The following is a 26,912-nucleotide window of genomic DNA, read 5'->3' as shown; positions in this document are numbered from 1 at the left end:
GGTACTGCCGCGAGGTGGGAGAGTAGGTCGATGCCGAATTTAGGAAGAAGCCACGAGAGATCGTGGCTTTTTTATTTTAAATTGTAGATTGTAGATTGTAAATTAAAAACGGAATTCAATCTACAATTTAAAATCTACAATCGTCAATTTACAATCGTCAATCCTTTAATCTCCTAATCACGGAATCTCTCAATCACAGAATCCATTTAATTTCTCGATCATGCTACTCCTTAATCTATGAATCTCAATTTCAACGTGGAACTTATTTAGTCAATGTTATTAAAAGGAATAAATCTAACCGTTCTGCAAAACGTCCCCGTAAATGCCGCATACCATTCTTCAATAATGTTTTCACCGTGTTTATAGAGATTCCTAATTGGTCTGCCACCTCTTGATATTTCATTTCCCGAAAAAATACGCCTTGAATGATTTCACGGGTTTGTTCCGGCATTCCAGTTATTTCTGATTCTACTTCTTGTATCAAAGCATCATTCCAGATCTGCATCTCTTCTTCCGCAACATCCTCCTGCAAATGGTCCAACCGGTCCTTCAATACATCTTTTTTTTTCAAACGATTCAAACAATTATTCTTAACAGAACGAAACAGATAAGTCTTTGTCACTTCATTCGATACTTTCTGAAAAGTATCGTCTTTCCAGAAATTGACAAACACTTCTTGTATAACGTCTTCCGCTTCTTCTTCTAAAACCAGGAAACTGAGAGCATATAGAAACATGGGTTTCGAATATCTTCTATATATTTGTTCGAATTTTATTTTTATACCTGCTCTATTTTTCGATCTATTCATTTGTTGCATATACAGGGAATAACCCTTTTAAATAATTCATAAAATGTTTCTCGATACGTATTTCTTCGGAATATTCCAACACTATAATTTTTGCCGATAAACGAACAAAATCAATCGAATCATGCAAAAGTATATATACATGTAAATACATCCTCCCCATTTTTTTCTTGCAAATAATCAAAAAAAACATGATCAAACCTGTTTTATTTGCAAACAGGTGGCAATCTCACTACATGCGTTTGTATACACGATCAGGAGCTCTCTCCTGATCAAAAACAAATTCTTTGTAATGCTTTTTTCATTCAAATCGGTTTCGTTACTGATTTTATCTCCTCCTAATTTGTGTGACAAAGATATAAAAAATCAATTGTTATTTATTTCATATAATCCAAAATAGATAGGTGTTGCAAAATGGGTATCTGACGATTAAAATAATTCCGTGACTAAAAGATATAGGTATTAGGGGATTAAAGGATTCTGTGATAGGGAGACCGGTAGATTTTTTTGATCGGTAAATTTATTGATTCATAGTTATTTTGTAATGAAAAGAGGGCTGTAACGGAATTCAGACGAGAATCGACCTTATCTGCAATCTAAAATATATCTGATCTTTTTAGTAAAAAATTTCATTTTGATTCACCCGATTTTATTTTTTATTGTCTATACGGGAAAGAAGATGAAGCATGGAATCATGGAATAATATAGATGAGTGGGTGAGTCAATATTGTCAAGGCGTTCTATCTGAAGAGGATCGGGTAAAGTTAACGGCATGGGTTGAGGCTTCACCGGAAAATCAGAAGGAGTTCGAACGGATGCTTCGGGTTTGGTTACGTGTGTCTGCAGCCGGGAAATGGAGTAAACTGGACCGTATGCAGGAGAATGTATGGGGAAAAATAGTTCAGATGTTAGAGATACACGGGAAACGTTTCTACTTGTGGAGCGTAAAGGGAGCGGCGGTGGCCGTTCTTTTGGTAGGAATTGTGTTTGTATGGGAGCGGGTAAATTTTTCCGAGGAAGCAGTTCCGGTAAAACATATGATGACCGTCGAATCCGGTTCGCCAAAGGCTTTGCTTATACTGCAATCCGGGGAGCGAATCGAATTGAAAGGCGGGAACATACATCAGGTTGTAAATATCAGCGGAGTGGATGTAGTACAGGATTCAGCCGGAGGTGTTCGATTTGAGGATTCCGGTATTGGCATGGAGGGTGAAACAGACAGTAACAGGATCGTGGTTCCGGAGCGGGGGGAGTATTATGTCGTGCTGAGTGACGGGACAAAAGTGTGGATGAATTCCGGATCGGAATTAGTATTTCCGACTCGTTTTCGGGGAGATCGTCGAGAGGTGAATTTAAAAGGAGAGGCTTATTTTGAAGTCGTGTCGGATCAGGAAAAACCGTTTTACGTGGAAACGGGAGAAATTCGCGTGCGGGTATTGGGAACGGCTTTTAACGTGATGTCTTATCAGGAGGATGCCCGTGTGGAGATCGCTTTGTTACGGGGGAAAGTATGTTTCGATACGCGGGAGGAAGTGTTTGTACTGAAACCGGGTGAGGTTGCAACATTGAACCGGGGAAACGGAAATGCGACCGTGCGGAAGGGGGACGTTGAGGCGATTATTGCTTGGACTTCCGGGCGCTTTAATTTTGAGGATGTTACACTTTCCGAGTTGGTGATAAAATTGGAACGTTGGTACGGGGTGAAATTCGTTTTCGGCGATGAGGCAAGTAAAGCATTGCGATTCTCCGGAGCCGTGACGAAATACAGACCGTTGGATTACGTGTTGGACATTATTTCTAAAACAACAGCCGTGGGTTTTAAGGAAAGCGGGGATTATATTGTAGTGTATACCAAGTGATGGGTTTGCGTCTCGTGTGACGACGAGGCGGATATTCCGGGATATGAAATCCCGGATAATGGTGATGCATTATCCGGGAGGAATAATAACTATAAAGTATATTATTAACTAATTGACAAATGTATGAAAAAAAATGGAGTAGGTGAACTGCTTTGGAATAAAAGTAAGTTCCGAAAAATTTTTCAGATTATGAAACTGAGTGTAATTCTATCGGTTGTTTTCGTTCACGTGGTTTTAGCCGACGTCGGGGCGCAGTCTAAGATCACGATAGAGCAGGATACCATGACGTATGCCGAATTATTTGACCAAATCAAACGGCAAACCGGCTTGACGGTGATGTACAGCAATAGCGAGTTGAATAAAAACCGTAAAGTCGAGGCCAAATTCCATGATATGGAGGTGCAGAAAGTGTTGAATAAGGCGTTGGCGGGGACCGGACTCGGGTATGAGTTTATCGACGAGTTTATCGTGCTGAAAGTACAACAAAAACAAACTCAGCAGAAGAAAGAAATTCGCGTGAGGGGAAAGATAACGGATGAGGGGGATTATCCGTTGCCCGGGGTAACAATCCGATTAAAAGGCACAAGCATAGGAACGGCCTCCGATAAAGACGGGAAGTATTCGATCGCTTTTCCCGAGACGAAAAAAGCGGTACTGGTGTTTTCGTTCATCGGAATGGAAACCCGGGAGATCGAGTACCGGGGAAAGGATACGATTAACGTGGTGATGAAAGAATCTTTGGCGCAATTGGACGAAGTGGTGGTAAACACGGGTTATCAACGTATCGATCCCCGAAAATCCACGAGTGCGATCACGACGATCAAAGCTGCCGATATTCTGAATCCCGCTTATCATTCCATCGATCAAATGCTGGAAGGACATGTGCCGGGTATGATTTTTATGCAGAATTCGGGACAGTTGGGGGCTACGCCAAGATTGAGAATCCGGGGAACATCGACGATTATAGGTAATCAGGAACCCGTGTGGGTGGTTGACGGGATTATCCAGCATGACCCGGTGAATGTGGACCCGTCGAGGATCAATGATTTCGATTTCGTGAATTTGTTAGGCAACGCGATATCCGGATTGAACCCGAATGATATCGAGCAGATCGACGTGTTAAAAGATGCTTCGGCAACAGCTATTTATGGCGCTCGGGCGGCAAATGGGGTGATCGTAATCACGACAAAGAAAGGAAAAGCGGGCCCCCCGACGATTTCGTATTCTTTGTCGATGAATTTTACCCAACGTCCTCGTTATTCTGACCGGAGTGTGAATATGATGAATTCTAAAGAACGTGTGGCTTTATCCCGCGAGCTGGTGGAGAATAGTATCGTTTATCCTTCTATTGACTCTTGGGTAGGGTATGAAGCTGTCATGCGGGATTTTTGGAACCAAAACATCACTTACGCGGAAATGGCTGAGAAAGTGGCTAAGCTGGAAACGATGAATACCGATTGGTTCGATATTTTGACCCGCGATGCTTTCACGCATAAACATAATCTGAATATATCGGGTGGTTCCTCCGTGATGAAGTATTATGCTTCAATCGGTTATAATGATGCCAAAGGAAGTGCCAAGGGAGAGAGTAACAAGCAATACACGGCGAATATCAACCTGTCCGCGAATTATAACCGATTCTCCGTTCGGTTCGGGATGCAGGCAAACGTGAGTGAAAAAAAATATACTCCTTCCGATGTAAATGTTATCGGGTACGCGTACAACACGAATCGTGCCGTGCCGGCACGTAACGAAGATGGCAGTTTATGGCATTACCTTCGCTCGGAAAATGATGCGGATCAAACCTATGATTTTTATCCGTTCAATATTATCGAGGATGTAAATAACAGTTTATTTGATATTAATTCTAACCAGTTAAGCTTGACGGTGGGGGCGGATTACAAGATTATCGATCCGCTGAAATTCGGGTTGACATTGTCTTACACGACGTCTAATACCTATCAGGACGAGTATCATGGTGAAAATACTTTTGCCGCGAAGATTTTGAGGAAAGAACGAAATGGAGTGATTAAACCGGATAAAACATTATTGCCTTTCGGGGGAATACTGAAAGAGGATAACCAAAGAAATAACAGTTATGTAGTACGGGGGCAATTGGATTTCGTGAAATTTCTGGATAAAGAGGATATACACCAGGTTGTCGCCGTGGTCGGCGGTGAAATTTCCTCCAGTCGTTACGCGGGAAAAAAGCAGACTCATTACGGGTATGTACCGGAAAGAGGGAAGCAGATGATATTGGTAGACCTGTCTCAATACAGTGAATTTGCATATATGCTTTCTACTTCTCCGGAATGTTGGGGAATTATAAAAGATGAATTAAACCGGATGGCTTCCGCTTACATGACCTTGTCTTATAATTACAAGGATTATTACATGTTTAATATCAACGGGCGTATAGACGGTTCGAATAGTTTTGGTGCTGCGAGCAATGAAAAACTCTTGCCCATTTGGTCGTTATCGGGACGTTGGAACGTAAAAGAGGATATTTTGAAACGGGCGAATTGGGTGACGAATCTGTCTTTACGGGCTTCTTTCGGTTTTCAGGGGAATATGCTGGCGCAGGAGTCTCCGCGTTTGATTATCAAAAGGGATAAAATGTCTCCGACACTGGAAGAATATGGATCTACCATCTATAAATTCCCGAATCCGCATTTGAAATGGGAGAAAACGACATCCATGAATTTCACCTTGGAGTTCGGTTTCCTGAACAACCGGATAAACGGAACCTTCTCCTATTTTTATAAGAAGACCAAGGATGCGTTTATGAATAAAAGCGTATCGGAAATTAACGGAGTGGAGACATATTACGTGAATCGGGGAACATTGGAAAATCAAGGTATCGAGGTCGCGTTGAATATTATTCCTATCAACACGGTCAGCGCGGGCAATCCCGAGGGATTCCGTTGGAATTTCGACCCGCAATTGGGACAGGTATTCAATAAATTACTGAATAAGGCGTTTGAGCGGAAAGAGAATACGTTTAGAGATGAAGACGCTATAACTTATAAAAATTATTTAGCCGGAAGCGTGGAGATGCCGGGAGAACCGTTAGGGACATTCTATTCTTATAAGTTTGCCGGACTAAACGGGGAAAACGGATTACCCATGTTTTACGGTGCCGAGGAATTTTACACCGTGAACGGGGAGATTATGAAAGACGAAAAAGGCGACCCGATCTCCAATCGAGAGCGAATGAAGGAGATGACCAAAGAAGAGGCTTATATGTCCGTGATGAAGAAATCGGGAACCCGGGTTCCGGTACTGCAAGGTGGATTGGTGAATACTTTTTCATTCAAGCGATTCGTGTTGTCATTTAACTTGACATATAGTTTGGGAGGTAAAGTGAGGTTACTGAGCCTATATCCTGATGTGACCAGACCGAACGGGACGATCGCCCCGAAGCCGTTACAGAATATGCGTAAAGAGTTTGTTAATCGTTGGAAGACACCCGGAGACGAGAGACGTACGGATATTCCCGGAATTGTTCCTAATGCCTTGTTTTCAGAAACGATGTCTCCCTGGTGGGTTGGAGGAGGCTATGCTAATAAGTTTTCCGATAATATCTGGCAAATGTATGATAATTCCGACCTACGGGTAGCCAAGAGTGATTATTTGAGATTACAATCCCTGTCTTTCCGATACAGTTTGCCGGAAAGCTTGTGTGGTAAATTATATCTGAAATCATGTTATGTCGGTTTTTACGCCACCAATCTTTTCACGATATGCGATAAGAAGTTGAAAGGACAAGACCCGGCTTCGCAATCGGGAAGTTCGGCGGGAACAAGTCTGTCATTGCGTCCGACGTATTCGTTGAATTTAAACATTTCATTTTAAAAAAGAGAGTTATGAAAAAGAGTTATGTTTCAATATTAGCGGGCATCGGATTGGTGTTTACCTCTTGCGGAGATTTTCTTCAAGAATATTCCCAGGATTTGGTGTATGCTTCAAGTATGACTGATTTAAGCGAATTGTTGGTGGGAGAGGGGTACGCGGCTTCGGATCGAGTAGTGGGAAGAGATGTTGATTTCTATGCTATCCATTTAATGGATGACGATGTGACGGAGTCTGTCGTGGATTACCTTTATTCGGATGATAATAGAATGGATAATGGATTTTATTGTTATAAGGAGCAACCTTTCGAATCTTACGGAAAGCCGATTGATGATGAAGTGTGGAAGGGGGTGTACAAAAAACTGGGTGCTTTGAACACGATTATTGAGGAAACGGAACATTTCAGAGGTGAAGAAGGTTATGCAAAAGTACAAGGAGAGGCGCATTACTTGCGGGCGTGCTGGTATTTTTGGTTAGTAAACCTGTATGCAAAACCTTACGCGAAGACCACGGCCATTGATGAGCCCGGGGTACCGATGAAGTTAACGAATTACATCGAGGACCGCTATTTTTCTCGTGCTACCGTGCAACAGGTGTATGAGCAAATCGTGAAAGATTTGACCATAGCTGTAGATCATTTGAAGACAGTCCGGGAAGCATCTGTTTATCGGGCGAACGAAACGGCCGCACGAATCTTATTGAGTCGCGTGTATTTATATATGAACGAATGGCAGTTAGCATTTAATGTGCTTAAAGATGTGTCGGCAGGTTATCAACTGAAAAATTTGAATTTGGAGGATTTAAAGACGAGTTTTACGAATGCGGACTCTCAAGAAACGGTATTCTCGATGGGAGGAAATCCGGTTTATTCGTTTATCATGAGGGTCGATTCCTATTTTCCTGTAATGCCGGGATGGGTATTTCCTATCGGTTTCTCGTATGCCGTGAATGCGGATTTACTGAGTTTGTATGAGCCGGGAGATTTGAGAAAGGATGCCTTTTTCTCGTGTCCACCGGATTATCCGTCTGTAACGCTGGCGTCGAAATTATTAAAAAATGACACCAGAATCGTTTCCGATCGTTTTTTGATCCGTTATGCCGAGGTGTATTTAAACCGGGCAGAGGCTTTGGTTATGTTGGGAGAGGAAGGAGAAGCGATAAAGATAATACAAGATTTCAGAAAGACCCGGTTTAAAGAAGGGAACGTGGGGGCTATCGATAAGACGGGAAAAGATTTGATTGAACTGATTCGGAAGGAACGCAGACTGGAATTCTGCTTCGAGGGGCATCGGTGGTTCGATATCCGGCGCTACGCGGTTTGTTCAAAATATCCTGAAAACAAACCTATCGTTCATTCCTATACCGTTTGGGATAAGGCAGTGGGTAGACCTGCCCGTTTGGGGGAATATGTATTACCGGCTTACTCGGAAGATAGTGATAATTACGTGTTGCCGATACCCGATTACGCGATTCGGTTTAATCAAGGAATGTTGAAAGGCAATAATCGGAAGAATATAGGGATGACACACTAAAAACGAAAGGAAATGAGAAAGTTAGTTTTTGTATACAGTATGTTGTTTCTGTACATGTGTTTGGCATGTTCGGACAACGAAAATTTGGAGCCCAGTGGTTTTGACAAGGATTGGTTTGTAATAGAAAACGATCCGACGGATCCTTTAAAAAGTCTGGTATACGATATATACGTAAACAAGAAAATCGCTGTATTTTATAACGATACGATCGGAAGAAGCGTGCGGGGAATGGATCAGAACGGAGATCCCGTGATACATTACCAGATTTTAGTTCCGCATTATTCGATAGACAGGATGGGTATTAATTATCACTTTGTTATCAGTCAAGATGATGATTTGATTTTACAAGCTATTCGTTTTTTGAAAGAACGAGTGTTAAAATATATGCCGGCAGGAGCATTGCCTAAAAGCTATTTTTTGGTAGATTCCGTGGCTTATTTAGTAAATGAATATTATAACGAGTGGGAATCCCGGGGTATATACAAGGGGATGATGACGACTGTTTGTGGTAAAATGTCTGAGATTCCGGAAATGGACGAGGTGAAGTTGCAGGAGTTGGCAGCGGAAATTATTGCATCGGATTATGGACCTTACGTGTATCGAACCTGTTCGAAGCAGTTGACCGAATTTTATTCGCACACGAATACGTATGCCGGTAAAAATTTTTACAATGTCAAGTTAAGTTATGATTCAAATCCTCCAAGCTGGAATATTGATATGAACGAGTACGGTTTTTTAAGGGAGTTATCGGATTATTATACAACCCCGACTGAAATGGAGGATATCTCAGACTATGTGGAATATATATATGCTTATCCCGAAGAGGTATTTACGGAAATGTACGGAGAATATGATTTAATCATGGCAAAGTATGCTATCATAAAACGCATTTTGGTAGATATTCAAAATAAACAATGAAAGTGGTGTATTGATTAACTTATTTAATTGTATGTAAAATGAAAAAATGGATTGTTTTATTGTTGGTGTCACTGTTTGTGATGCCAACCCAGGGTTCGTATGCTTTTTGGTGGAAGAAAAAGAAAAAAAACAAGGCGGATACAACTGCCGTGGCTCCGAAACCAAAAAGTAAATATGAAAAATTATTCGAGGGGAAAAAAAGTGAAACGGCGAAAAGTGATTTTATCACGATTCACAGGATCGGGGGTAAGCTATATTTCGAGCTGCCTATAAGACGCTTGGGCGAGGAGATGTTATTGGCTTCGACTATTGCGGCAACCTCGAATAATGAAGTGGCGGTTGTGGGGTATAAACCGACTGCACCGTTACATGTTAAGTTTTCGATGAAAGACAGTACGGTATTTTTGAAACAGATAAATACCCGATGTACGTATGATGAGGTTTCCCGGAAGTCGATAGCTGAATCTCAGGAGGCGGGCTATACCGATGAAATTTTGGAAAAGTTTATGGTAGAGGCTTACAATAGAGATAGTTCAGCCGTGGTAGTGGAGGTGACGCCATTATTCACGCGAGATATTCCTTATTTAAGCCCCTTGTCCTCGTATATGGGTTATCTCTCTGTTAACGGGAATGTTGATCCGAAGTATACATCTCTGGAAGAGATTAAAGCCTTCGAGGATAACGTAACGGTAAATACGACATTCATGTATAATTACATGAAAAAAATGATGGGTGTGGATTTTGGTGGTGGTAAGGTTTTGTTGAAAGCGACCCGAACATTTTTGCTTTTGCCGAAAGAAAAAATGCGTCCTCGCGTGTCGGATTCCCGGGTAGGAATCTTTTTAACCGAGAAAAAGCATTTGAAAAGTGGTGATGCATATCAGAACTACTCCCTGGCAAACCGTTGGCGTATAGAGCCTAAGGACATGGAGGCATGGAAACGGGGTGAACTGGTAGAACCTAAGAAACCGATCGTGTTTTATCTGGATGATGCTCTTCCCGAACAATGGAAAGAGCCGACCAGACGAGGGGCGTTACGTTGGAACAAGGCATTCGAGAAGATCGGATTCAAAAACGTAGTTCAAGTGGTGGATTTCCCGAAAAATGATCCTGATTTTGATCCGGCAAACTTGAAATATTCCTGTATCCGTTATGTGCCTGTGGCTATCGAGAATGCGATGGGACCCTCGTGGGTAGATCCGACAACGGGAGAAATTATTAACGCATCTGTATTGATATACAATGATCTGGTGGGATTGATCAACGAGTGGCGTTTCGTGCAAACAGCACAAATCGATCCTCGGGTGCGGGGGAAACGTATTGCCGACGATGTGATGGCGGAATCTATCGAGTATGCTGTCGCGCATGAAGTGGGTCATTGTTTGGGGTTGATGCATAATATGACGGCTTCTGCCGCTATTCCGGTGGATTCCTTGCGTTCGGCCACTTTCACCCGGAAATACGGGACAACGGCTTCTATCATGGATTACGCCCGTTTTAATTACGTGGCTCAACCCGGGGATAAAGGGGTAACATTGTCTCCGCCTTATTTGGGGGTGTACGATGAGTTTGCTATCGAATGGTCATACAAGCCTGTACCGGAAGCCAAATCTTTGAAAGAAGAAACTGCCGTCGTGGAGAGTTGGGTGGATGCGAAGGCGGGAGATCCGATGTATCGTTACGGAAAACAGCAGATACTCAGTCGTTTTGATCCGAGTGCCTTGGAGGAAGATTTGGGTGATGACCCGATTAAAGCGGGAGATTACGGGATCAAGAATTTGAAATATATAATGGCTCATTTGAATGAATGGGTACAGGATGATCCGAGTGGAGAGTACAAAGCGAAATTGTATGATGCGATTGTAATGCAATACTTTCGTTACTTGGGGAATGTGGTCCAGAATATTGGAGGTATTTATTTGTCTTCCGTGAAGGAAGGTACTCCGGGACATAATAAACGTCCTGTGCCCAAGGATGCGCAGAAAGCCTCCGTGAAATGGTTGTTCAAACAAGTACGTTCTTCCGGATGGCTGACAAAAACTCCGGTCGTGGACAAAATCCCTTTGGATGTTCCGATGTCCTATAATATGCTATATGTGGTAGATAAATTTTTCGGTTCGTGGATGGCTTCCCGGGTGGCTTTATCTTCCGTTACTTTCCCGAATACATACACGGAAAAAGAATTTTCGGAAGATGTCTTTAATGAAATCTGGAAACCCACGATGGAGGGACGGCGTCTTACGCATACTGACCAGTTGATTCAAAAGTCTTTCTTTAAGAAAATGACGACTTTATGGTGGATGCAAAACGGCATTATCGCGGGTTTTGCCGATCATACGGCACCGTCTCCGTCATCCGGATACAGTTTTGCGCCTTCCGTTGACGAGATAAATTTATATGGATTGGATCCGTCAGGAATGACAAAGCGTTACCTTAAGGAGTTGAAAGAGCTGGAAAGCCGTTACGGGCAGGGTGTGCTGGCTGCTCAAATGGAAAAAGTAGGTTTTGGGGCTGGTTATGGCTGGCAACGCAGTGTTGATGTGACGAGAATAGATGTACAGGATATCTATATGGTGTATATGGTACAGAAATCTATTAATTTGTTGAAGTCTAAACTACCCGGTTCGACGGGTAGTGATAGAATCCATTACCAGGGTATGCTGATAAAGTTGGAGAAGATGTTGGATCGGATGCAATATTAGTTCGTAAAACTCATATTTTTAGCAAGATATATAAAGTGACCGAATCCCTCTGGAGGATTCGGTGCTTTATAGGTAGATCCGCTTGAAAATGCATTGAATAAAAAAGAGCTTGTCTAATAACAAAACTTTAGACAAGCTCTTTTAAGCATTTATTCTGCAATCGTCAATCCTTTAATTGTAAATTGCAGATTGTAAATTTTAAATTGAATGCTGTTTTGTTAATTTACAATCTACAATCGTCAAGCTTTCTAATCCCTCAATCGCATAATCACCCTAATCACGTAATCTCTCAATCCCCCGATCCTTTAATTTACAATCTACAATCTACAATCTACAATCGTCAATTGTCAATTGATTGAGGTATTTTATTTGATTTCGGGTAGTTCGATACCTTTTATTTTGCGGTAAAGATTCAGGGCGTAGGAATCGGTCATCCCCGATACATAATCGGTTACGGTTTGAATTTTTGTATAAATGCTATCGTCTTGGTGTACTTTGTATTGTTCCGGCATGATGGATAATATATTTCGGGCATAATAGGTTCCCGGTTTCAGGACGGCATCGATGTATTCTTTAAGGATCGTGGCCAATATTTTGAAACCGGCTATTTGAATTTGAGTCACGATATTGGTATGGTATATGCGCGAATAAGCCAAATCGGTGCAGGCATCATAAGCTGTTTTATTGATTCCGGAAAGGTGTTGTATCAGAGAACCTTTGAATGTACCGTTCATGATTGCCTCGTAATTCTCACAGAATACGTTGGCGCAGGCATTGATCAATTTGTTGATGATTCCGGCTCGTAAAAAAGCGATACACTCATTTTTGTCGGTAACTATTTTGAATGTTTTGGCTATCGTTTTCAAATCCTCTTTATCCTCTTCCTTATCGTAGAAATTTAATAATATTTTGGTCGTCTCATCGTAAGATAAAATTTTCAGTTTATGGGAATCTTCGATATCCATAATTTGGTAGCAGATATCATCTGCGGCTTCGACTAAGAAGACTAAAGGGTGGCGTACGAATTGAAGAGGTTTTTCATTCAGCTGGATTAATCCCAACTCTTCGGCAATTTCCCGGTAAATCTCTTTTTCACTTTGGAAAAAACCGTATTTATGCCCTTTAACTGCCGCTTTGGATTCGAAGGGATATTTGACGATGGAGGCTAACGTGGTATATGTCATGGTATATCCTCCCGGCCGCCGGCCGTTAAAGTTATGGGTTAGTAATCTGAAGGCATTTGCGTTCCCTTCAAAATGACTGATATCCGCCCACTCTTCATCCGTGAGTAATTTTTTTAGGTATTGTCCCTCACCATCTATGAAAAAGTAAGATATGGCCTCTTCACCGGAGTGACCGAAAGGGGGATTTCCTAAATCATGGGCCAGGCAAGCCGTACTGACAATCGTTCCGATTTCCTCTAAAATTTCAGGGTTTTCTACTCTCTCTCTTTGCTTTATAAATTGGGCGATTTTGATTCCTAAGGAACGCCCTACACTGGCTACTTCCAGACTATGGGTCAGTCTGTTGTGCACGAATATGTTTCCCGGTAAAGGAAATACCTGGGTTTTGTTTTGTAAGCGTCTGAAGGGAGAAGAGAAGATCAAACGATCGTAGTCCCTTTGGAATTGCGAACGATCGTGCGAACGAAATAGGGTGGGGGCACTTCCCGGTTGATACCGTCTGGCAGATATAAGTTTATTCCAATCCATAATAAAAAATTTAAAAAAAATACCTGATCCATTGATCGGTATTATGTACAAAAATAGTAATAAAAAAAGAGGAAGCTAATTTAAGCTTCCTCTTTTCTTTTTATTTTTGGATAAAATGGAAATGACTGCCGAATCGTTCGAAGGCTGCTTTGTCCAACTCTTCCTGATGATCCGGATGTGCGATAGCGATAAGTGCTTTTGCTCTTTGTTGCAGTGTTTTTCCGTATAAATCGGCCGCACCGAATTCCGTTACGATATAGTGGACGTCAAAACGGGTGGTCACGACTCCGGCTCCGTTTAATAGGGTCGGGGTAATTTTGCTCACTCCTTTATTGGTAACGGAGGGTAAGGCGATGATGGGTTTACCTCCTTCGCTGGCTGCTGCTCCGCGGATGAAATCCAATTGGCCGCCGCAACCGCTGTAAAATTTGCACCCGATGGAGTCGGCATTCACCTGTCCCGTAATATCGACGGACAGAGCCGAATTAATGGCTGTCATCTTAGGTTGTTGAGCGATGATGCACGGGTCGTTGGTATACCCTACATCCATCATGGCTACGGCCGGGTTATCGTCGATGAAATCATATACTTCTTTGGAACCCATTAAGAAGGTGGATACGATCTTTCCTTTATCGAATTTTTTATTTAAGTTATTGATGACTCCTTTGGCATAGAGAGGCAGTACGCCGTCTGCGAACATTTCGGTGTGAATACCTAAATTTTTATGATTTCCCAATTGAGAAAGCACGGCATTCGGAATAGCTCCGATTCCCATTTGCAAGGTAGCTCCGTCTTCGATTAATGCGGCGCAGTTTTTTCCGATTTTGATATCCTCTTCCGTTAGAGAGGCCGGATGTGCTTCGATTAACGGCGTGTTGTCTTCGCAGAAGACATCGATATCCGATAATTTAATGATAGCGTCACCCCATGCTCTGGGAACATTCGGATTGATGACGGCAATAACCGTTTTCGCGTTTTGTACGGCAGCTAAAGTCGCGTCAACGGAGGTCCCCATAGATACGTATCCGTGTTTATCCGGCGGACACACTTGAATCATAGCTACGTCTATCGGATGAATTCCGCTGCGGATTAATTTTTGTGTTTCACTCAAGTGAACGGGAACATAATCGGCATAACCGGCTTGGGTCGGTTTGCGAACATTGCTTCCCACGAAATAAGATTCGAGAAGGAAAACACCTTCGAATTCGGCTTCGGCATAGGGAGCGCTTCCTTCCGTGTGCAGGTGTTGTATTCTTACACCTTTTAATTCACCTGCACGACCTCTGTTACAAAGGGCTTGAATCAATCCTTGCGGAGCACAAGCAACACTGTGAATGTGAATTCGGTCACCCGATTTCACTACTTTTACAGCTTCTTCAAATGATACTGTTTTTATTCCTTGATACATAATGATTTATTTTATCTTAACGCCTTATGATTTATAGCAGTTTTTCTTTCTTATCGAGGGCGCAAGTTAGCAACACTCTTTTAATTAAACAATTTTTTCTGTAATTAAAAAAGTGCTTTTGGAAGCTAATGCTAAAGGGGGGTTATAATAGTTCGGCAAGGATTAATTTTCCGATGAAAAGATAGATATTTAATCCGATGATATCATTGGTTAAGGTGATGAAAGGACCGGTAGCCAGAGCCGGGTCAATATTGATTCTATTGAGTAACAGAGGGAAAGCCGTTCCGAATAGCGAAGCAAAAATAATTACCGTAAAGAGAGAAATCGTTACCGTGAGCGGCATGGCGAAAGAGTTCATATTGAAACAAAGGGTGAGGACAAAAATGATGGAAGAGCATATGGTAGCGTTGATTAAAGCTCCTCCTATTTCCTTAATAATGTTTTGGAAAATATTTTTTACTCCGAGAGAATTGGAGGCCAAACCTTTTACGACGATGGCCGAAGATTGTATTCCTACATTTCCTCCCATGGCGGTGATAACAGGGATAAACATGGCCGTAGCCGGGAAAAGGGCAATATCCGCCTGGTAGAACGAGATCATATAGGCAGCTATCATTCCTCCGAAAAGACCTATGATTAACCAAGGTAGACGAGCTTTTGTCTGGTCCCATATCGTATCCGAAGATTCCACGTCTTGGGTGATACCGGACATCATATGATAGTCTTTTTCAGCCTCTTCACGAATGACATCCACGACGTCGTCGATCGTAATTCGACCTACCAGTCGTCCGATGGAATCCACGACCGGAATGGCTACCAAATCGTATTTTTGCATGATCCGTCCTACCGATTCCGCGGTCTCGTCCGTGTTAACGAAGATGACGTCAGGGTTATACAGTTTATTTATTTTGGTCGATGTCGGGGATAAGATCATTTTTTTTAATGATAATCTTCCTTTTAGTACGTTGTCATCGTCAACGACATACACGTAGAAAATTTCTCCGATATTTTCGGCTTGTCGACTCAACTCCCTGAGGCAGGTCAATACGGTCCAATTTTCATTGACGGCAACTAACTCTTTTCCCATCAGACCACCGGCGGTATCTTCATCATAGTGCAACAGGTCGACAATATCTCCGGCTTGTTCCAAGTCCTCTATGTGGGAAAGTACTTCGTGTTGTTGTTCATCGGACATGCTTCCTACCAAATCCGCCGCATCATCCGAATCCATATTGTCGATGAAACGCTTAGCGATGATTTCCGGGGGAAAAGATTCGATAAAACGTTTACGTTCGTCCTCTTCCAATTCTGCTAATACGTCACCGGCTAACTCATTATCAAGAAGTAAGAATAAGAATTGAGCCTGTTTATTATCGAGTTCTTCTAAGATTTCGGCGATATCGGCAGGGTGGAGGGTTTCCACTATTTTGGAAGCTCCCTCTTTATCGTTCGCGTTGATGATTTCTTCTAATTTGGCGAGAAACTCGTTGGTCAATTCAAATTGTTGCATGCTTGTCAGGTCTGTTATAAGTTGTTTTCTATGGCTTTACATAGCGTGATGAAGTCTTCTGCGCTAAGTTGTTCGGGTCGCAAATTTAACATATCCGAAGTAAATTCCGGGGGTAAAATCGGTTTTAATGAATTTCGGAGTGTTTTTCTCCTTTGATTAAAACCGGTTTTTACGACGTTGAAAAACAGTTGTTCTTTGCAATCCAATTTTTCCCTTCGGTTACGCGTCAGACGGATAACAGCGGATTTTACTTTGGGAGGGGGATCAAATACCTGTTCATTCACGGTAAAAAGGTATTCTATATGATAAAAAGTTTGTAAGAAAACACTTAATATCCCATAGGTTTTGTTTCCGTGGGAAGCACTGATCCGATCGGCGACCTCTTTTTGTATCATACAGACAACCTGTGGAATGTAATCTCTGTTTTCAATAACTCTGAAAAAAATCTGCGACGAGATATTATAAGGTAAATTTCCTATTATTGAAAAAGGTTCTTTTTGAAAAAGAGTGAGATCCATTTTAAGGAAGTCACCGTAAATGATCTGTTTTTTCTGTTGCGGAAAGGCCTCGTGGAGGTAGCTTATGGACTCTTGGTCGATATCGATAGCCAAAACTGAAAATCGGTTATTTTTTAGTAAATACTGGGTTAAGATACCCATCCCAGGTCCTATTTCCAACACGTTTGCCGTTAAAGGAAGAAGACTGTCCGTGATCTTTCGAGCGATATTTTGATCTTTTAGGAAATGTTGTCCTAAATATTTTTTAGCTTTTACAATACCCATCTGTTCCTGTTGTATTAAAAACAATGTGCTTACATTATAACGACTTTCTCCTCCCTAATTTTTCAACTTCCGATTAATAATGTACATTTGCAATCAACTTACAAAATAATCATTTTATTTTGATTTGAGGAAATTATTAAAGTGTGAACTTTACTAAAGTTGATGGATGAAGCCAATATATAAGCAAATAATAAAGTTTTTTGCTTTTTTTGCCGTAACGGTTTTCTTGTTTTGGTTGGTATACCGGGATCAGAATCCGGCGGATTTAATGAAAGTATTGCGTGAAGATGTAAATTATACTTGGGTATGGGTCGGCGTGGTGTTGGGAATTCTTAGTCACGTCAGCCGGGCTATGCGTTGGCAGTTGTTGACTCGGTCCATGGGCTATAAGATCTCTTTCATGAATAGTTTTATGGGGGTTATGATCGGTTATTTTGCTAACTTGGCCATTCCTCGAATGGGAGAGTTCACTCGTTGCGGAGTGGTAGCTAAATATGAACAGGTACCTTTTTCCAAGTTGTTAGGAACGGTCGTCACGGAGCGGGTGTTCGATATGATCATGTTGCTATTGTTGACTTTGGTCGTGATTTTATCTCAATTTGGACAAGTCGTACGTTTTTTGGATACTAACGAAGATATAAAGGAAAAGCTGTACGGTTTACTGACATCCGGTTGGATTTGGGCTATCGGTTTTTTATTTGTTATCCTGTTAATGATATTGATTTGGTTGGTTCGGAAAGGCGTTTTTTCGGCACGGATACATAAGTTTTTATCTGGATTAAAGGAGGGTATTTGGGCCGTAAAGGGAGTGGATAACAAATGGTTGTTTATAGCGCATACTGTTTTCATTTGGTTGATGTATTTTTTAATGCTGTATGTCTGTTTCTTCTGTTTCAAGTTTACCTCCGGCTTAAATATGCTGGTCGGCCTAACCGTGTTTGTTATTTCCAGTTATGGAATGGTCGCTCCGGTTCAGGGGGGTGTCGGGGCATGGCATTTTATGGTTGTGGCTGCCTTGATGTTGTATCTGCCGAATACTCCCGAAATGGAAAGTCTGGCCAAGACGTTCGCTTTATTGTCTCACGGGGCGATGACCTTATTGTATATCGTAATGGGAGTTTTGTGTATGCTGTACTTGCCTATCTACAATCGGAATCGCTAATTAATTATTAATGATTAAAGAAACAATGGAATTCATTCAGAAATATTTTGCCGGATTGAGTGACTTGCAAAAAAAACAACTGGAACAATTGGAAGGACTGTACCGGGAATGGAATGAAAAAATAAATGTCATATCTCGAAAAGATATCGGCGAATTGGAAATACATCATGTATTGCATTCCATGGCCATCGCGAAAGTTATCTCTTTCAAACCGGGTACCCGGGTTATGGATGTCGGTACTGGCGGAGGTTTTCCGGGAATCCCCTTGGCGATTCTTTTTCCGGAAACGGATTTTTTTTTAGTAGATTCGATCGGTAAAAAGATAAAGGTCGTTCGGGAAATCGTGACAGCTTTGGGGCTTAAAAACGTAAGAGCGGAGCAACTTCGGGTTGAAGAGGTAAAAGAAAAATTTGATTTTATTGTAAGTAGGGCGGTTACGGCATTTCCAACTTTTATGTCCTGGACGCGGAATCGCATTCGAAAAGGAGGAAACAACGAATTGCCGAACGGGATTCTTTATATAAAGGGAGGGGATTTTGACGAGGAGATAAAACCGTATAGAGATAAGGTCCGTGTATATGGTATTCCGGATTTTTTTGAAGAAGAGTTTTTTGCAACCAAAAAAATAATTTATATGCCGTTGCTTTAAATTATTTCTTAACAATTTGGGAATAAAGATAATTCTTTCTAATTTTGTGCAGATTATACTTTCCACCTGGTTCATGCCGGGTGACTTAACTTACTTAATGATAATTATCCATAACGTAATTATATGTACGATATTTTAGAACTGAATGAAAAATTACTTTCAGATTTGCGTCAAATTGCAAAAGATCTGAATGTTAAAAGGGTTGAATCCTATAAAAAGAAAGAGCTGATATATAAGATTTTGGATCAGCAGGCTATGGTGGCTACAGAAGAAACTACTCCTGTTGAACCGAAAGAAAAGAAGCCCAGGGTGCGGGTTATACGGGGAGGGGTGCAGAAAGTGGGAGATTCCAATGGAGGAATGAAAAGGTTTAATAAGAAGGATAACAAATCCCAGACCCTACCTACAAAAGAGGAACCAAAAGAAGAACCTGTGGCGGTAGAAGCGGAGAAGAAGGAAGAACCCCGGGTTATTAATGTTATCCATAGTGATATTTTGGATAAGGATATAGTTCTGAATCGTACGGAGAACGGTATAGTTGTCGAGAATAAAAAAGAGGAAGTTGAAGAGACGGCTCCTGAGGAGAAGAAAATAGAAAATAGTCAGGAAAACAAACGGGGAAACAAGCCTAATCGTAAGTTTATGGATCGCCGGAATAAAAAGCCGGAAAATAATGAACAGTCGGTAAGTCCGGAGCCCGCTATACCGGAGGAGAAGGAAGAAGAAAAGAGTAAAGAAAATTTTCCGGCAAAACAGGATCGGATGTCTAAATTTGTAAAGAAGGCTAAACGTTACGAGAAAGATAACGAAGCCTTACAGCAAGTTGTAGAGGACGATATCGTATTGGATGAGCCGGATGTTGATATTTTGCCCGAATTGGTACAGGAACCCGTGCTTGAAAGTCCGTTGGCGGAGTCGGAAGAGAAGCGTGAGAATACGAATAAAATGCGGTTCGACAAAAGAGATAAATATTATGAGTTTGAAGGTATTATATTAAATTCCGGAGTGTTGGAGATTATGCCTGACGGTTACGGTTTTTTACGCTCATCGGATTATAATTACCTGAACTCGCCGGATGATATATACGTGTCACAGAGCCAAATTAAGCTTTTCGGTCTCTCAACCGGTGATACGGTTGAAGGAACGGTGCGGCCGCCCAAAGAGGGAGAAAAATATTTCCCCTTGATAAAAGTGGAAAAGATCAACGGGAAGTCTCCGGAAGCTGTCCGGGATCGTATTCCGTTTGATCATCTTACCCCTCTTTTCCCGAATGAAAAATTCAATTTGACCGGAAACGGACGTGCGACCATTTCGACCCGGGTGGTAGATATGTTTGCTCCTATCGGTAAAGGACAGCGCGGATTGATCGTTGCTCAACCAAAGACCGGTAAAACCATGTTATTGAAGGAAATTGCCAATGCCATTTCTGCTAATCATCCGGAGGTTTATTTGATCATACTGTTGATAGACGAGCGCCCGGAAGAGGTTACGGATATGGCCCGGAATGTAAATGCAGAGGTTATCTCCTCTACGTTCGACGAACCGGCGGAACGCCACGTGAAGGTCGCTAATATCGTTTTAGAGAAGGCGAAACGTATGGTGGAATGCGGTCATGATGTGGTGATTCTTTTGGATTCCATTACTCGTTTGGCCCGCGCCTATAATACCGTATCTCCTGCTTCCGGTAAGGTTCTTTCCGGCGGTGTGGATGCAAACGCGTTACATAAGCCGAAACGTTTCTTCGGAGCGGCCCGGAATATTGAAGATGGAGGATCGTTGACGATTTTGGCCACCGCATTGACGGAGACCGGATCGAAAATGGATGATGTGATTTTTGAAGAGTTTAAAGGAACGGGTAACATGGAGTTGCAATTGGATCGCAAATTATCCAATCGTCGTATTTATCCGGCTGTGGATATTACGGCTTCCAGTACGCGTCGTGACGACCTTTTGTTGGGTGATTACACGTTGAATCGAATTTGGATATTACGTAATTATTTGACGGATATGAACTCCGTTGAAGCTATGCAATTTGTGAAAGATCGTTTGGAAAAAACGAAATCCAATGAGGAATTTCTGATTTCTATGAATGATAAGTGATTCAGATGACTTATAAGATAAAAAAGCGGGTTAAAATGATCTTTAACCCGCTTTTTCTATGTTTTGTAACATGTAGATTACAAAATGCTTCTTTTTTTACTATATTTGCATTGCAAAAAAAGAGAGATGGAGAGTTTACGTATTACACACGATATTCTATTGAAGGAGAGGACTTCTACTATCCGTCGGGGATTGCTGGATGTAATAGATTGTCGTGCCCGTCTGATTGCTATAAAGGGGAGCCGCGGGGTGGGGAAAACAAATTTTCTTCTGGCTTTATGCAAAGAATATTATGAGGACGATCCATCGTGTCTTTACGTGAATATCAATAATCTTTTTTTTGCGACGGAGGGGTTGTTCCATTTTGTGGAGCGTTTCTATAAATTGGGGGGAAAAGTATTGCTGCTGGATCAAGTTCATAAATATCCCAATTGGGATAAAGAGTTGAGGGAAGCTTACGATCATTTTCCAGAATTGCGGATTGTTTTCACGGCCTCTTCCATCGTGAGGATTAAATCCAACAAATACCTGTGCGGAATTGTGGAGATGTATAACCTGAGCGGGCTGTCTTTTCGGGAATTCCTGGAGTTGGAGACGGGACATAAATTTCCGGTATTTGCTTTTGAGGAGATATTGGAGCATCACGAGGAGATTGTAGACCGTATTTTAGACCGCGTGCGTCCTTTGGCCCATTTCGGGAATTATTTGAAATACGGCTATTATCCCATCTATTTGGAAGAGAAATCACATATCGATTATTTATTAAAGAATATAAACTTAACGTTAGAGTTTGATATTCCGTATAATAACCAGATAGAAATGAAATATTTGACCAAATTGAAGCAATTGCTTTATATTGTGGCAAATGATAATAACAATGTAAATATCAGCAAACTGAGCCATGAAATCGGAGTATCGAGGGCCACGGTACTCAATTATTTGCATTATATGAAAAATGCCCGTTTACTGACTTTGTTGTTTGACAAGGAAAGTGATGATGAGAACGGCTTGAAGCCTAATCAGGTATATCTTCATAATCCCAATTTATTGAATGCCGTATGTTTGGATAATACGGATGCCGCTACGGTCAGAAAAACCTTTTTAGTTAGTCAGTTATGCCCTGTGGCCAGCTTGAATTATTCGGAAAATGCGGATTTTCTGGTAAACGGACGCTATGATATTCTCGTGAGACAAGAGGGAGATAAAAGGCGAATAAAGGATAATTTAATAATAATGACGGATATGATAGAACGAGGGAAGAAAAATATTGTACCTTTATGGCTTACTGGTTTTGTATATTGATAATTAAATAAATAGTGTAATATAGTTGAGAATAAGATCACATGCTGGACGGAGAGGGCTTCGGTATTTTTCAGGTGTTGAATCGTGTTTTCAGAGGAATGAATGATTGTTAGTTAATGTAAAAAAAAATGGCAAAAGAAAAGAAATTTATTACTTGTGACGGTAACGCTGCTGCTGCGCATATAGCCTATATGTTCAGTGAAGTATCGTGTATTTATCCGATCACTCCTTCGTCTCCGATGGCTGAATACGTTGACGAATGGGCTGCTAAAGGAAGAAAAAATATGTTTGGCGAAACTGTTCGCCTGGTTGAAATGCAATCAGAGGCGGGTGCTGCCGGAGCCGTTCATGGTTCTTTGCAAGCCGGTGCTTTGACAACCACGTATACTGCATCGCAAGGTTTATTGCTGATGATTCCGAATATGTATAAGATTGCGGGAGAGCTGTTACCATGCGTTTTCCACGTGAGTGCCCGTGCTTTAGCGGCTCATGCTCTTTCTATTTTCGGAGATCACGCGGATGTTTACGCTGCTCGTCAGGCCGGTTTTGCTATGTTGGCTTCCGGTTCCGTTCAGGAAGTGATGGACCTTTCAGCTGTTTCTCACCTGACTGCTATAAAATCGAGAGTACCTTTCTTAAATTTCTTCGACGGATTCCGTACGTCTCACGAGATACAGAAGATAGAAGAGATTGATATGGAAGATCTGCGCGGATTAGTGGATATGAAGGCGTTGCAGGAGTTCCGCGATAGAGCTCAAAGTTCTGAGAATCCGGTGACGAAGGGTACGGCTCAGAACCCGGATATCTATTTCCAGGCAAGAGAGGCTGCCAATCGTTTTTACGATGCGGTTCCTGATATCGTGGCTGAATACATGAAAGAGATGTCTAAGCTCACGGGACGTACGTATCGTCCGTTTGATTACTATGGTGCGAACGATGCCGAGAATATCATCATAGCTATGGGGTCGGTGACCGAGACCATTCGGGAGGTAATCGACTATAAGATGGCTCAGGGAGAAAAGGTCGGAATGATAGCAGTACACCTGTACCGTCCGTTCTCTGCTAAATATTTTATGGACGTCATGCCGGCATCTGTAAGAAGAATTGCCGTACTTGATCGTACAAAAGAGCCGGGAGCAAACGGAGATCCGTTGTATTTGGATGTGAAAGAGATCTTCTACGGCAAAGAGAATGCTCCGGTTATCGTGGGTGGACGTTACGGTTTGGGTTCCAAAGACGTAACTCCCGCGCAGATTATCGCCGTATACAAGAATTTGGCAATGAATGAGCCTAAGGATAAATTTACAATCGGAATCGTAGATGATGTTACTTTCCACTCTCTTCCCGTAGAACCGGAAGTAAAAGTAACTTCTGCCGGAACCTATGAGGCTAAGTTTTACGGTTTAGGCTCGGACGGTACGGTTGGTGCCAATAAGAATTCGATTAAGATTATCGGTAGTGCTACCAATAAATATTGTCAAGCTTATTTCGCTTATGACTCTAAAAAATCGGGAGGTTTTACCGCTTCTCACCTTCGTTTCGGTGATGAGCCGATCCGTTCTACTTATTTAGTAACGACTCCTGACTTTGTGGCTTGTCACGTTCCGGCTTACGTTCATATGTATGACGTATTGAAAGGATTGAAGAAGGGGGGCTCTTTCTTGTTGAACTCTATCTGGGATGAAAAAGAGGTCGGGAATCATCTTCCGAATGCCATGAAGCGTTATTTAGCCCAAAATGAGATTAATTTTTATATTATTAACGGTACGAAATTGGGTCAGCAATTAGGTTTGGGCAATCGTACGAATACGATTATGCAGGCTGCTTTCTTTAAAATTACGAACGTGATTCCGTATGAATTGGCCGTGAGTGAAATGAAAAAAGCCATCGATAAGTCATACGGCAAGAAAGGAGAAGCTGTCGTAAAAATGAATTACGCGGCAGTGGATGCCGGCGGTGAGCATGTCGTTAAGGTAGAAATCCCTGCCGATTGGAAAAACTTGCAAGATGAAGTTGCAGCTCCCGATCCGAATCGTCCTGAATTTATCCGTAAGGTGGTAGATGTGATGAATGCTCAAGCTGGAGATGATCTTCCGGTAAGTGCGTTTACGGGACGCGAGGATGGAACTTTTCCTGCCGGGACTTCCCGTTATGAAAAACGGGGAATTGCAATTAATGTACCGGAATGGCAAGTAAATAACTGTATACAATGTAATCAGTGTGCTTATGTTTGTCCTCATGCTGCCATTCGCCCGTTCTTGATGACGGAAGCGGAGTTAGCCGCTGCTCCTGCCGGAACGACCTCCAAGCCGGCTATCGGTAAGGAGTTTGCCGGTCTTCAATTCAAGATTCAGGTATCTCCGTTGGATTGTACGGGTTGTGGAAACTGCGCCGACGTGTGTCCGGCAAAAGAGAAAGCCCTCGTTATGAAGCCGCTTGAATCGCAGGAAGCTGAAATTGCTCGTTTCAAATATATGGATGAAAAGGTCGGTTACAAACGCCTGGTGGAACCGAACAATGTAAAAAATTCTCAATTCCAACAACCGTTGTTTGAGTTCTCCGGTGCTTGTGCCGGTTGCGGTGAGACCCCGTATATTAAATTGATTACCCAACTATTCGGAGAGAGAATGATGGTAGCTAATGCAACCGGATGTTCTTCTATTTACGGAGGTTCTGCTCCTTCCACTCCCTATTGTAAAAATAATGTGACCGGTCGCGGTCCGGCTTGGGCGAACTCCTTGTTTGAGGATAATGCCGAGTACGGATTCGGTATGGCAGAGGGTGCTAATCGTTTGCGCGAACGTGTCAAGAGACTGATTGAAGAGCATATGAATCAATTCTCTGCTGAGGCTCAGGCTGCCGCACAAGAGTGGATTACCGCTTATGAAGACGGGGATAAGACGTTGGCAACGAGCGATAAATTATCTGCTGCAATGTCGAAAGAAACATCGGCTGTTGCCAAGGAGATCATGGCGTTGAAACCCTATTTCACGAAAAAGTCACAATGGATTTTCGGTGGTGACGGTTGGGCATATGATATCGGTTACGGTGGATTGGATCACGTGTTAGCCAGCGGGCAGAACGTGAATGTTCTGGTTGTGGACACGGAGGTATATTCAAATACCGGCGGTCAATCTTCTAAATCGACGCCTGTCGGTGCCGTGGCGAAGTTTGCCGCAAGCGGGAAACGGATCCGGAAAAAAGATTTGGGTATGATGGCTGCTTCATACGGTTACGTGTATGTAGCACAGGTTGCCATGGGTGCAAATCAGGCTCAGTATTTGAAAGCGTTGAAAGAAGCTGAGGCTTATCCCGGACCTTCTCTGATTATTGCTTACGCGCCTTGTATTAATCACGGGTTGAAAGCAAGTATGGGTAAATCACAGGCCGAGGAGAAGAAAGCCGTGGAATGCGGTTATTGGCAATTGTACCGTTATAATCCGATGCTGGAAGAAGAAGGTAAGAATCCCTTCCAGTTGGATTCGAAAGAACCGGATTATTCCAAATTCAGAGAGTTCTTAATGGGCGAAGTTCGTTACAACTCCTTAATTAAGGCTGCTCCGGAAGATGCGGAACGTTTGTTCGAAATGACTGAACGGGATGCTAAATGGAGGTATGAAGGCTATAAACGTCGTGCTGAAATGAAGTACGGTAACGAATAATATTCACAATAACGGAAATGGCGCTGTTCAATTTTTGGGCAGCGCTATTTTTATCATTTTAATCGTGTAACTGCTTGTTAATTTTTGCAATTGGCATTCAGCCGTGCAATGCTCTCTTCGTTTAATTGATCGATAGGAAAACCTAATTTTTGAGCTTGGGTGTAATCTTTACATGCTTTTTCCCTGTCTCCTATCTCTAAGAATATTTGAGCTCTTGTGATGTAGGCTGCCGCGTAGCTCGGCTTTATTTTCAGGGCTTTGTTAATATATTGTAAGGCTTTATCGGTCAACCCCTGTTTTAATAAGGAGAAAGCCCAGCTGTTCAGAATGATGGTTTCATCCGGGTATTTTTGTATTAGTTTCTCCAGAATGGTATGGGCCTCTTTTTCTCTTTTCAAGTTAATCAATAGTTTCGCCCTGTTAGCTTGTATGATGAAATCGTCCGGATCTTTTTCCAAGTAAGTATCAAAATCAGAAAGTACTTTGTTCCATTGTTTCTGTTGAATGTAAATCCGGATTCTCTTCATCAGTAAATCATTGTCATCCGGATATTTTTTTAACATCAGGTTATAATCTTTAAGTGCTTCCCGGTATCGCCGTGATTGAAAATAGCAGTATCCTCTTCTGAAATAGTATATATCCTTTGGTTCCAGATCGATGATTCTGGAATATAGTTCTGCGGCTTCTTCGAAACGGTTTTGGTTTTCCCGGATAAATCCTTTGTTGTAGATGGCTTTTATATTTTCAGGATTAATCTTCAGTGCTTTATCGAATAGGGTTATTGCCCGCGAAAAGTTACCTTTATGGGCTTGTTCGATGCCCGATTGAGTTAATTCAACGTCTTTTTGGCCATAAACCGAAAAGAATGAAAACATAAAGAGAATCATACATAGATTTCTCATGTGGTTAAGATGTATTAGAGTTAATAGTCGTATAAAATTATAAAAAACATGGATT

The 26,912-nt window shown here is 42.0% G+C and carries 16 protein-coding genes; 10 read left to right on the top strand and 6 right to left on the bottom strand.

The features are described 5' to 3' along the window. Positions 1-262 precede the first annotated feature (262 nt). On the bottom strand, positions 263-808 hold the full coding sequence (locus BN3283_RS00195) for an RNA polymerase sigma-70 factor (protein WP_059025222.1): 546 nt from the start codon (positions 806-808) through the stop codon (positions 263-265). A 683-nt stretch (positions 809-1,491) separates the two neighbouring features. Here BN3283_RS00195 and BN3283_RS00185 point away from each other — a divergent pair. The 5 genes from BN3283_RS00185 to BN3283_RS00165 all read left to right on the top strand — a co-directional run bounded on the left by BN3283_RS00185 (position 1,492) and on the right by BN3283_RS00165 (position 11,668). Further along, positions 1,492-2,664: a FecR family protein gene (locus BN3283_RS00185; RefSeq protein ID WP_059025211.1), complete on the top strand. Its 1,173-nt coding sequence runs from the start codon at positions 1,492-1,494 to the stop codon at positions 2,662-2,664. 189 nt (positions 2,665-2,853) lie between these two features. Continuing rightward, on the top strand, positions 2,854-6,519 hold the full coding sequence (locus BN3283_RS00180) for a SusC/RagA family TonB-linked outer membrane protein (RefSeq protein WP_059025220.1): 3,666 nt from the start codon (positions 2,854-2,856) through the stop codon (positions 6,517-6,519). An 11-nt stretch (positions 6,520-6,530) separates the two neighbouring features. Continuing rightward, positions 6,531-8,048 carry a RagB/SusD family nutrient uptake outer membrane protein gene (locus tag BN3283_RS00175; RefSeq protein ID WP_059025209.1) on the top strand — a complete coding sequence of 506 codons (1,518 nt, stop codon included), beginning with the start codon at positions 6,531-6,533 and terminating at the stop codon, positions 8,046-8,048. Between the two features lie 12 nt (positions 8,049-8,060). Beyond that, positions 8,061-8,966 carry a hypothetical protein gene (locus BN3283_RS00170; protein WP_059025207.1) on the top strand — a complete coding sequence of 302 codons (906 nt, stop codon included), beginning with the start codon at positions 8,061-8,063 and terminating at the stop codon, positions 8,964-8,966. Between the two features lie 38 nt (positions 8,967-9,004). Continuing rightward, positions 9,005-11,668, top strand: coding sequence for a zinc-dependent metalloprotease (locus tag BN3283_RS00165; protein WP_059025205.1), 2,664 nt, complete (start codon positions 9,005-9,007; stop codon positions 11,666-11,668). A 365-nt stretch (positions 11,669-12,033) separates the two neighbouring features. Here the strand turns inward: BN3283_RS00165 and BN3283_RS00160 are convergent, their stop codons facing one another. The 4 genes from BN3283_RS00160 to rsmA form a co-directional block, all read right to left on the bottom strand. Further along, positions 12,034-13,380 (bottom strand): deoxyguanosinetriphosphate triphosphohydrolase, encoded by a 1,347-nt coding sequence (locus BN3283_RS00160; protein ID WP_041502982.1) that lies wholly within the window; start codon positions 13,378-13,380, stop codon positions 12,034-12,036. Positions 13,381-13,480: 100 nt separating this feature from the next. After that, positions 13,481-14,788, bottom strand: a complete 1,308-nt coding sequence (locus tag BN3283_RS00155; protein WP_041502983.1) for an acetyl-CoA hydrolase/transferase family protein — start codon at positions 14,786-14,788, stop codon at positions 13,481-13,483. A 142-nt stretch (positions 14,789-14,930) separates the two neighbouring features. Beyond that, complete coding sequence (gene mgtE / locus BN3283_RS00150) at positions 14,931-16,298, bottom strand: magnesium transporter (RefSeq protein WP_059025203.1); 1,368 nt, start codon at positions 16,296-16,298, stop codon at positions 14,931-14,933. 14 nt (positions 16,299-16,312) lie between these two features. Further along, complete coding sequence (gene rsmA, locus BN3283_RS00145; protein WP_059025201.1) at positions 16,313-17,080, bottom strand: 16S rRNA (adenine(1518)-N(6)/adenine(1519)-N(6))-dimethyltransferase RsmA; 768 nt, start codon at positions 17,078-17,080, stop codon at positions 16,313-16,315. Between the two features lie 166 nt (positions 17,081-17,246). Between rsmA and BN3283_RS00140 the strand changes: the two genes are divergently transcribed. The 5 genes from BN3283_RS00140 (at position 17,247) to nifJ (ending at position 25,955) form a co-directional block, all read left to right on the top strand. Then, positions 17,247-18,242 (top strand): lysylphosphatidylglycerol synthase transmembrane domain-containing protein, encoded by a 996-nt coding sequence (locus BN3283_RS00140; protein ID WP_041502985.1) that lies wholly within the window; start codon positions 17,247-17,249, stop codon positions 18,240-18,242. A gap of 10 nt (positions 18,243-18,252) precedes the next feature. Next, positions 18,253-18,891 carry a 16S rRNA (guanine(527)-N(7))-methyltransferase RsmG gene (gene rsmG, locus BN3283_RS00135; RefSeq protein WP_434059162.1) on the top strand — a complete coding sequence of 213 codons (639 nt, stop codon included), beginning with the start codon at positions 18,253-18,255 and terminating at the stop codon, positions 18,889-18,891. A 123-nt stretch (positions 18,892-19,014) separates the two neighbouring features. Next, the gene (gene rho / locus BN3283_RS00130) at positions 19,015-20,991 is read left to right on the top strand and encodes a transcription termination factor Rho (RefSeq protein ID WP_059025199.1); all 1,977 of its coding nucleotides are present in this window, start codon (positions 19,015-19,017) and stop codon (positions 20,989-20,991) included. A 126-nt stretch (positions 20,992-21,117) separates the two neighbouring features. Continuing rightward, a complete protein-coding gene (locus BN3283_RS00125) occupies positions 21,118-22,293 on the top strand; it encodes an AAA family ATPase (RefSeq protein WP_059025197.1) in 1,176 nt (391 codons plus the stop codon). Between the two features lie 128 nt (positions 22,294-22,421). Then, positions 22,422-25,955, top strand: a complete 3,534-nt coding sequence (gene nifJ / locus BN3283_RS00120) for a pyruvate:ferredoxin (flavodoxin) oxidoreductase (RefSeq protein WP_059025195.1) — start codon at positions 22,422-22,424, stop codon at positions 25,953-25,955. Between the two features lie 77 nt (positions 25,956-26,032). Here nifJ and BN3283_RS00115 read toward each other — a convergent pair whose 3' ends face one another. Further along, positions 26,033-26,857: a tetratricopeptide repeat protein gene (locus tag BN3283_RS00115; protein ID WP_082027428.1), complete on the bottom strand. Its 825-nt coding sequence runs from the start codon at positions 26,855-26,857 to the stop codon at positions 26,033-26,035. Positions 26,858-26,912: the final 55 nt, after the last annotated feature.

Origin of the sequence: Gabonibacter massiliensis (assembly GCA_001487125.1) — a bacterium.
GTDB lineage: Bacteria > Bacteroidota > Bacteroidia > Bacteroidales > Marinifilaceae > Gabonibacter > Gabonibacter massiliensis.
This window is presented reverse-complemented; position numbering and strand designations above follow the sequence as displayed.

Coding starts and splice junctions, on each gene's coding strand:
- BN3283_RS00195 (WP_059025222.1), bottom strand. CDS start 808: ATGAATAGATCGAAAAATAGAGCAGGTATAAAAATAAAATTCGAACAA.
- BN3283_RS00185 (WP_059025211.1), top strand. CDS start 1,492: ATGGAATCATGGAATAATATAGATGAGTGGGTGAGTCAATATTGTCAA.
- BN3283_RS00180 (WP_059025220.1), top strand. CDS start 2,854: ATGAAACTGAGTGTAATTCTATCGGTTGTTTTCGTTCACGTGGTTTTA.
- BN3283_RS00175 (WP_059025209.1), top strand. CDS start 6,531: ATGAAAAAGAGTTATGTTTCAATATTAGCGGGCATCGGATTGGTGTTT.
- BN3283_RS00170 (WP_059025207.1), top strand. CDS start 8,061: ATGAGAAAGTTAGTTTTTGTATACAGTATGTTGTTTCTGTACATGTGT.
- BN3283_RS00165 (WP_059025205.1), top strand. CDS start 9,005: ATGAAAAAATGGATTGTTTTATTGTTGGTGTCACTGTTTGTGATGCCA.
- BN3283_RS00160 (WP_041502982.1), bottom strand. CDS start 13,380: ATGGATTGGAATAAACTTATATCTGCCAGACGGTATCAACCGGGAAGT.
- BN3283_RS00155 (WP_041502983.1), bottom strand. CDS start 14,788: ATGTATCAAGGAATAAAAACAGTATCATTTGAAGAAGCTGTAAAAGTA.
- mgtE (WP_059025203.1), bottom strand. CDS start 16,298: ATGCAACAATTTGAATTGACCAACGAGTTTCTCGCCAAATTAGAAGAA.
- rsmA (WP_059025201.1), bottom strand. CDS start 17,080: ATGGGTATTGTAAAAGCTAAAAAATATTTAGGACAACATTTCCTAAAA.
- BN3283_RS00140 (WP_041502985.1), top strand. CDS start 17,247: ATGAAGCCAATATATAAGCAAATAATAAAGTTTTTTGCTTTTTTTGCC.
- rsmG (WP_434059162.1), top strand. CDS start 18,253: ATGATTAAAGAAACAATGGAATTCATTCAGAAATATTTTGCCGGATTG.
- rho (WP_059025199.1), top strand. CDS start 19,015: ATGTACGATATTTTAGAACTGAATGAAAAATTACTTTCAGATTTGCGT.
- BN3283_RS00125 (WP_059025197.1), top strand. CDS start 21,118: ATGGAGAGTTTACGTATTACACACGATATTCTATTGAAGGAGAGGACT.
- nifJ (WP_059025195.1), top strand. CDS start 22,422: ATGGCAAAAGAAAAGAAATTTATTACTTGTGACGGTAACGCTGCTGCT.
- BN3283_RS00115 (WP_082027428.1), bottom strand. CDS start 26,857: ATGAGAAATCTATGTATGATTCTCTTTATGTTTTCATTCTTTTCGGTT.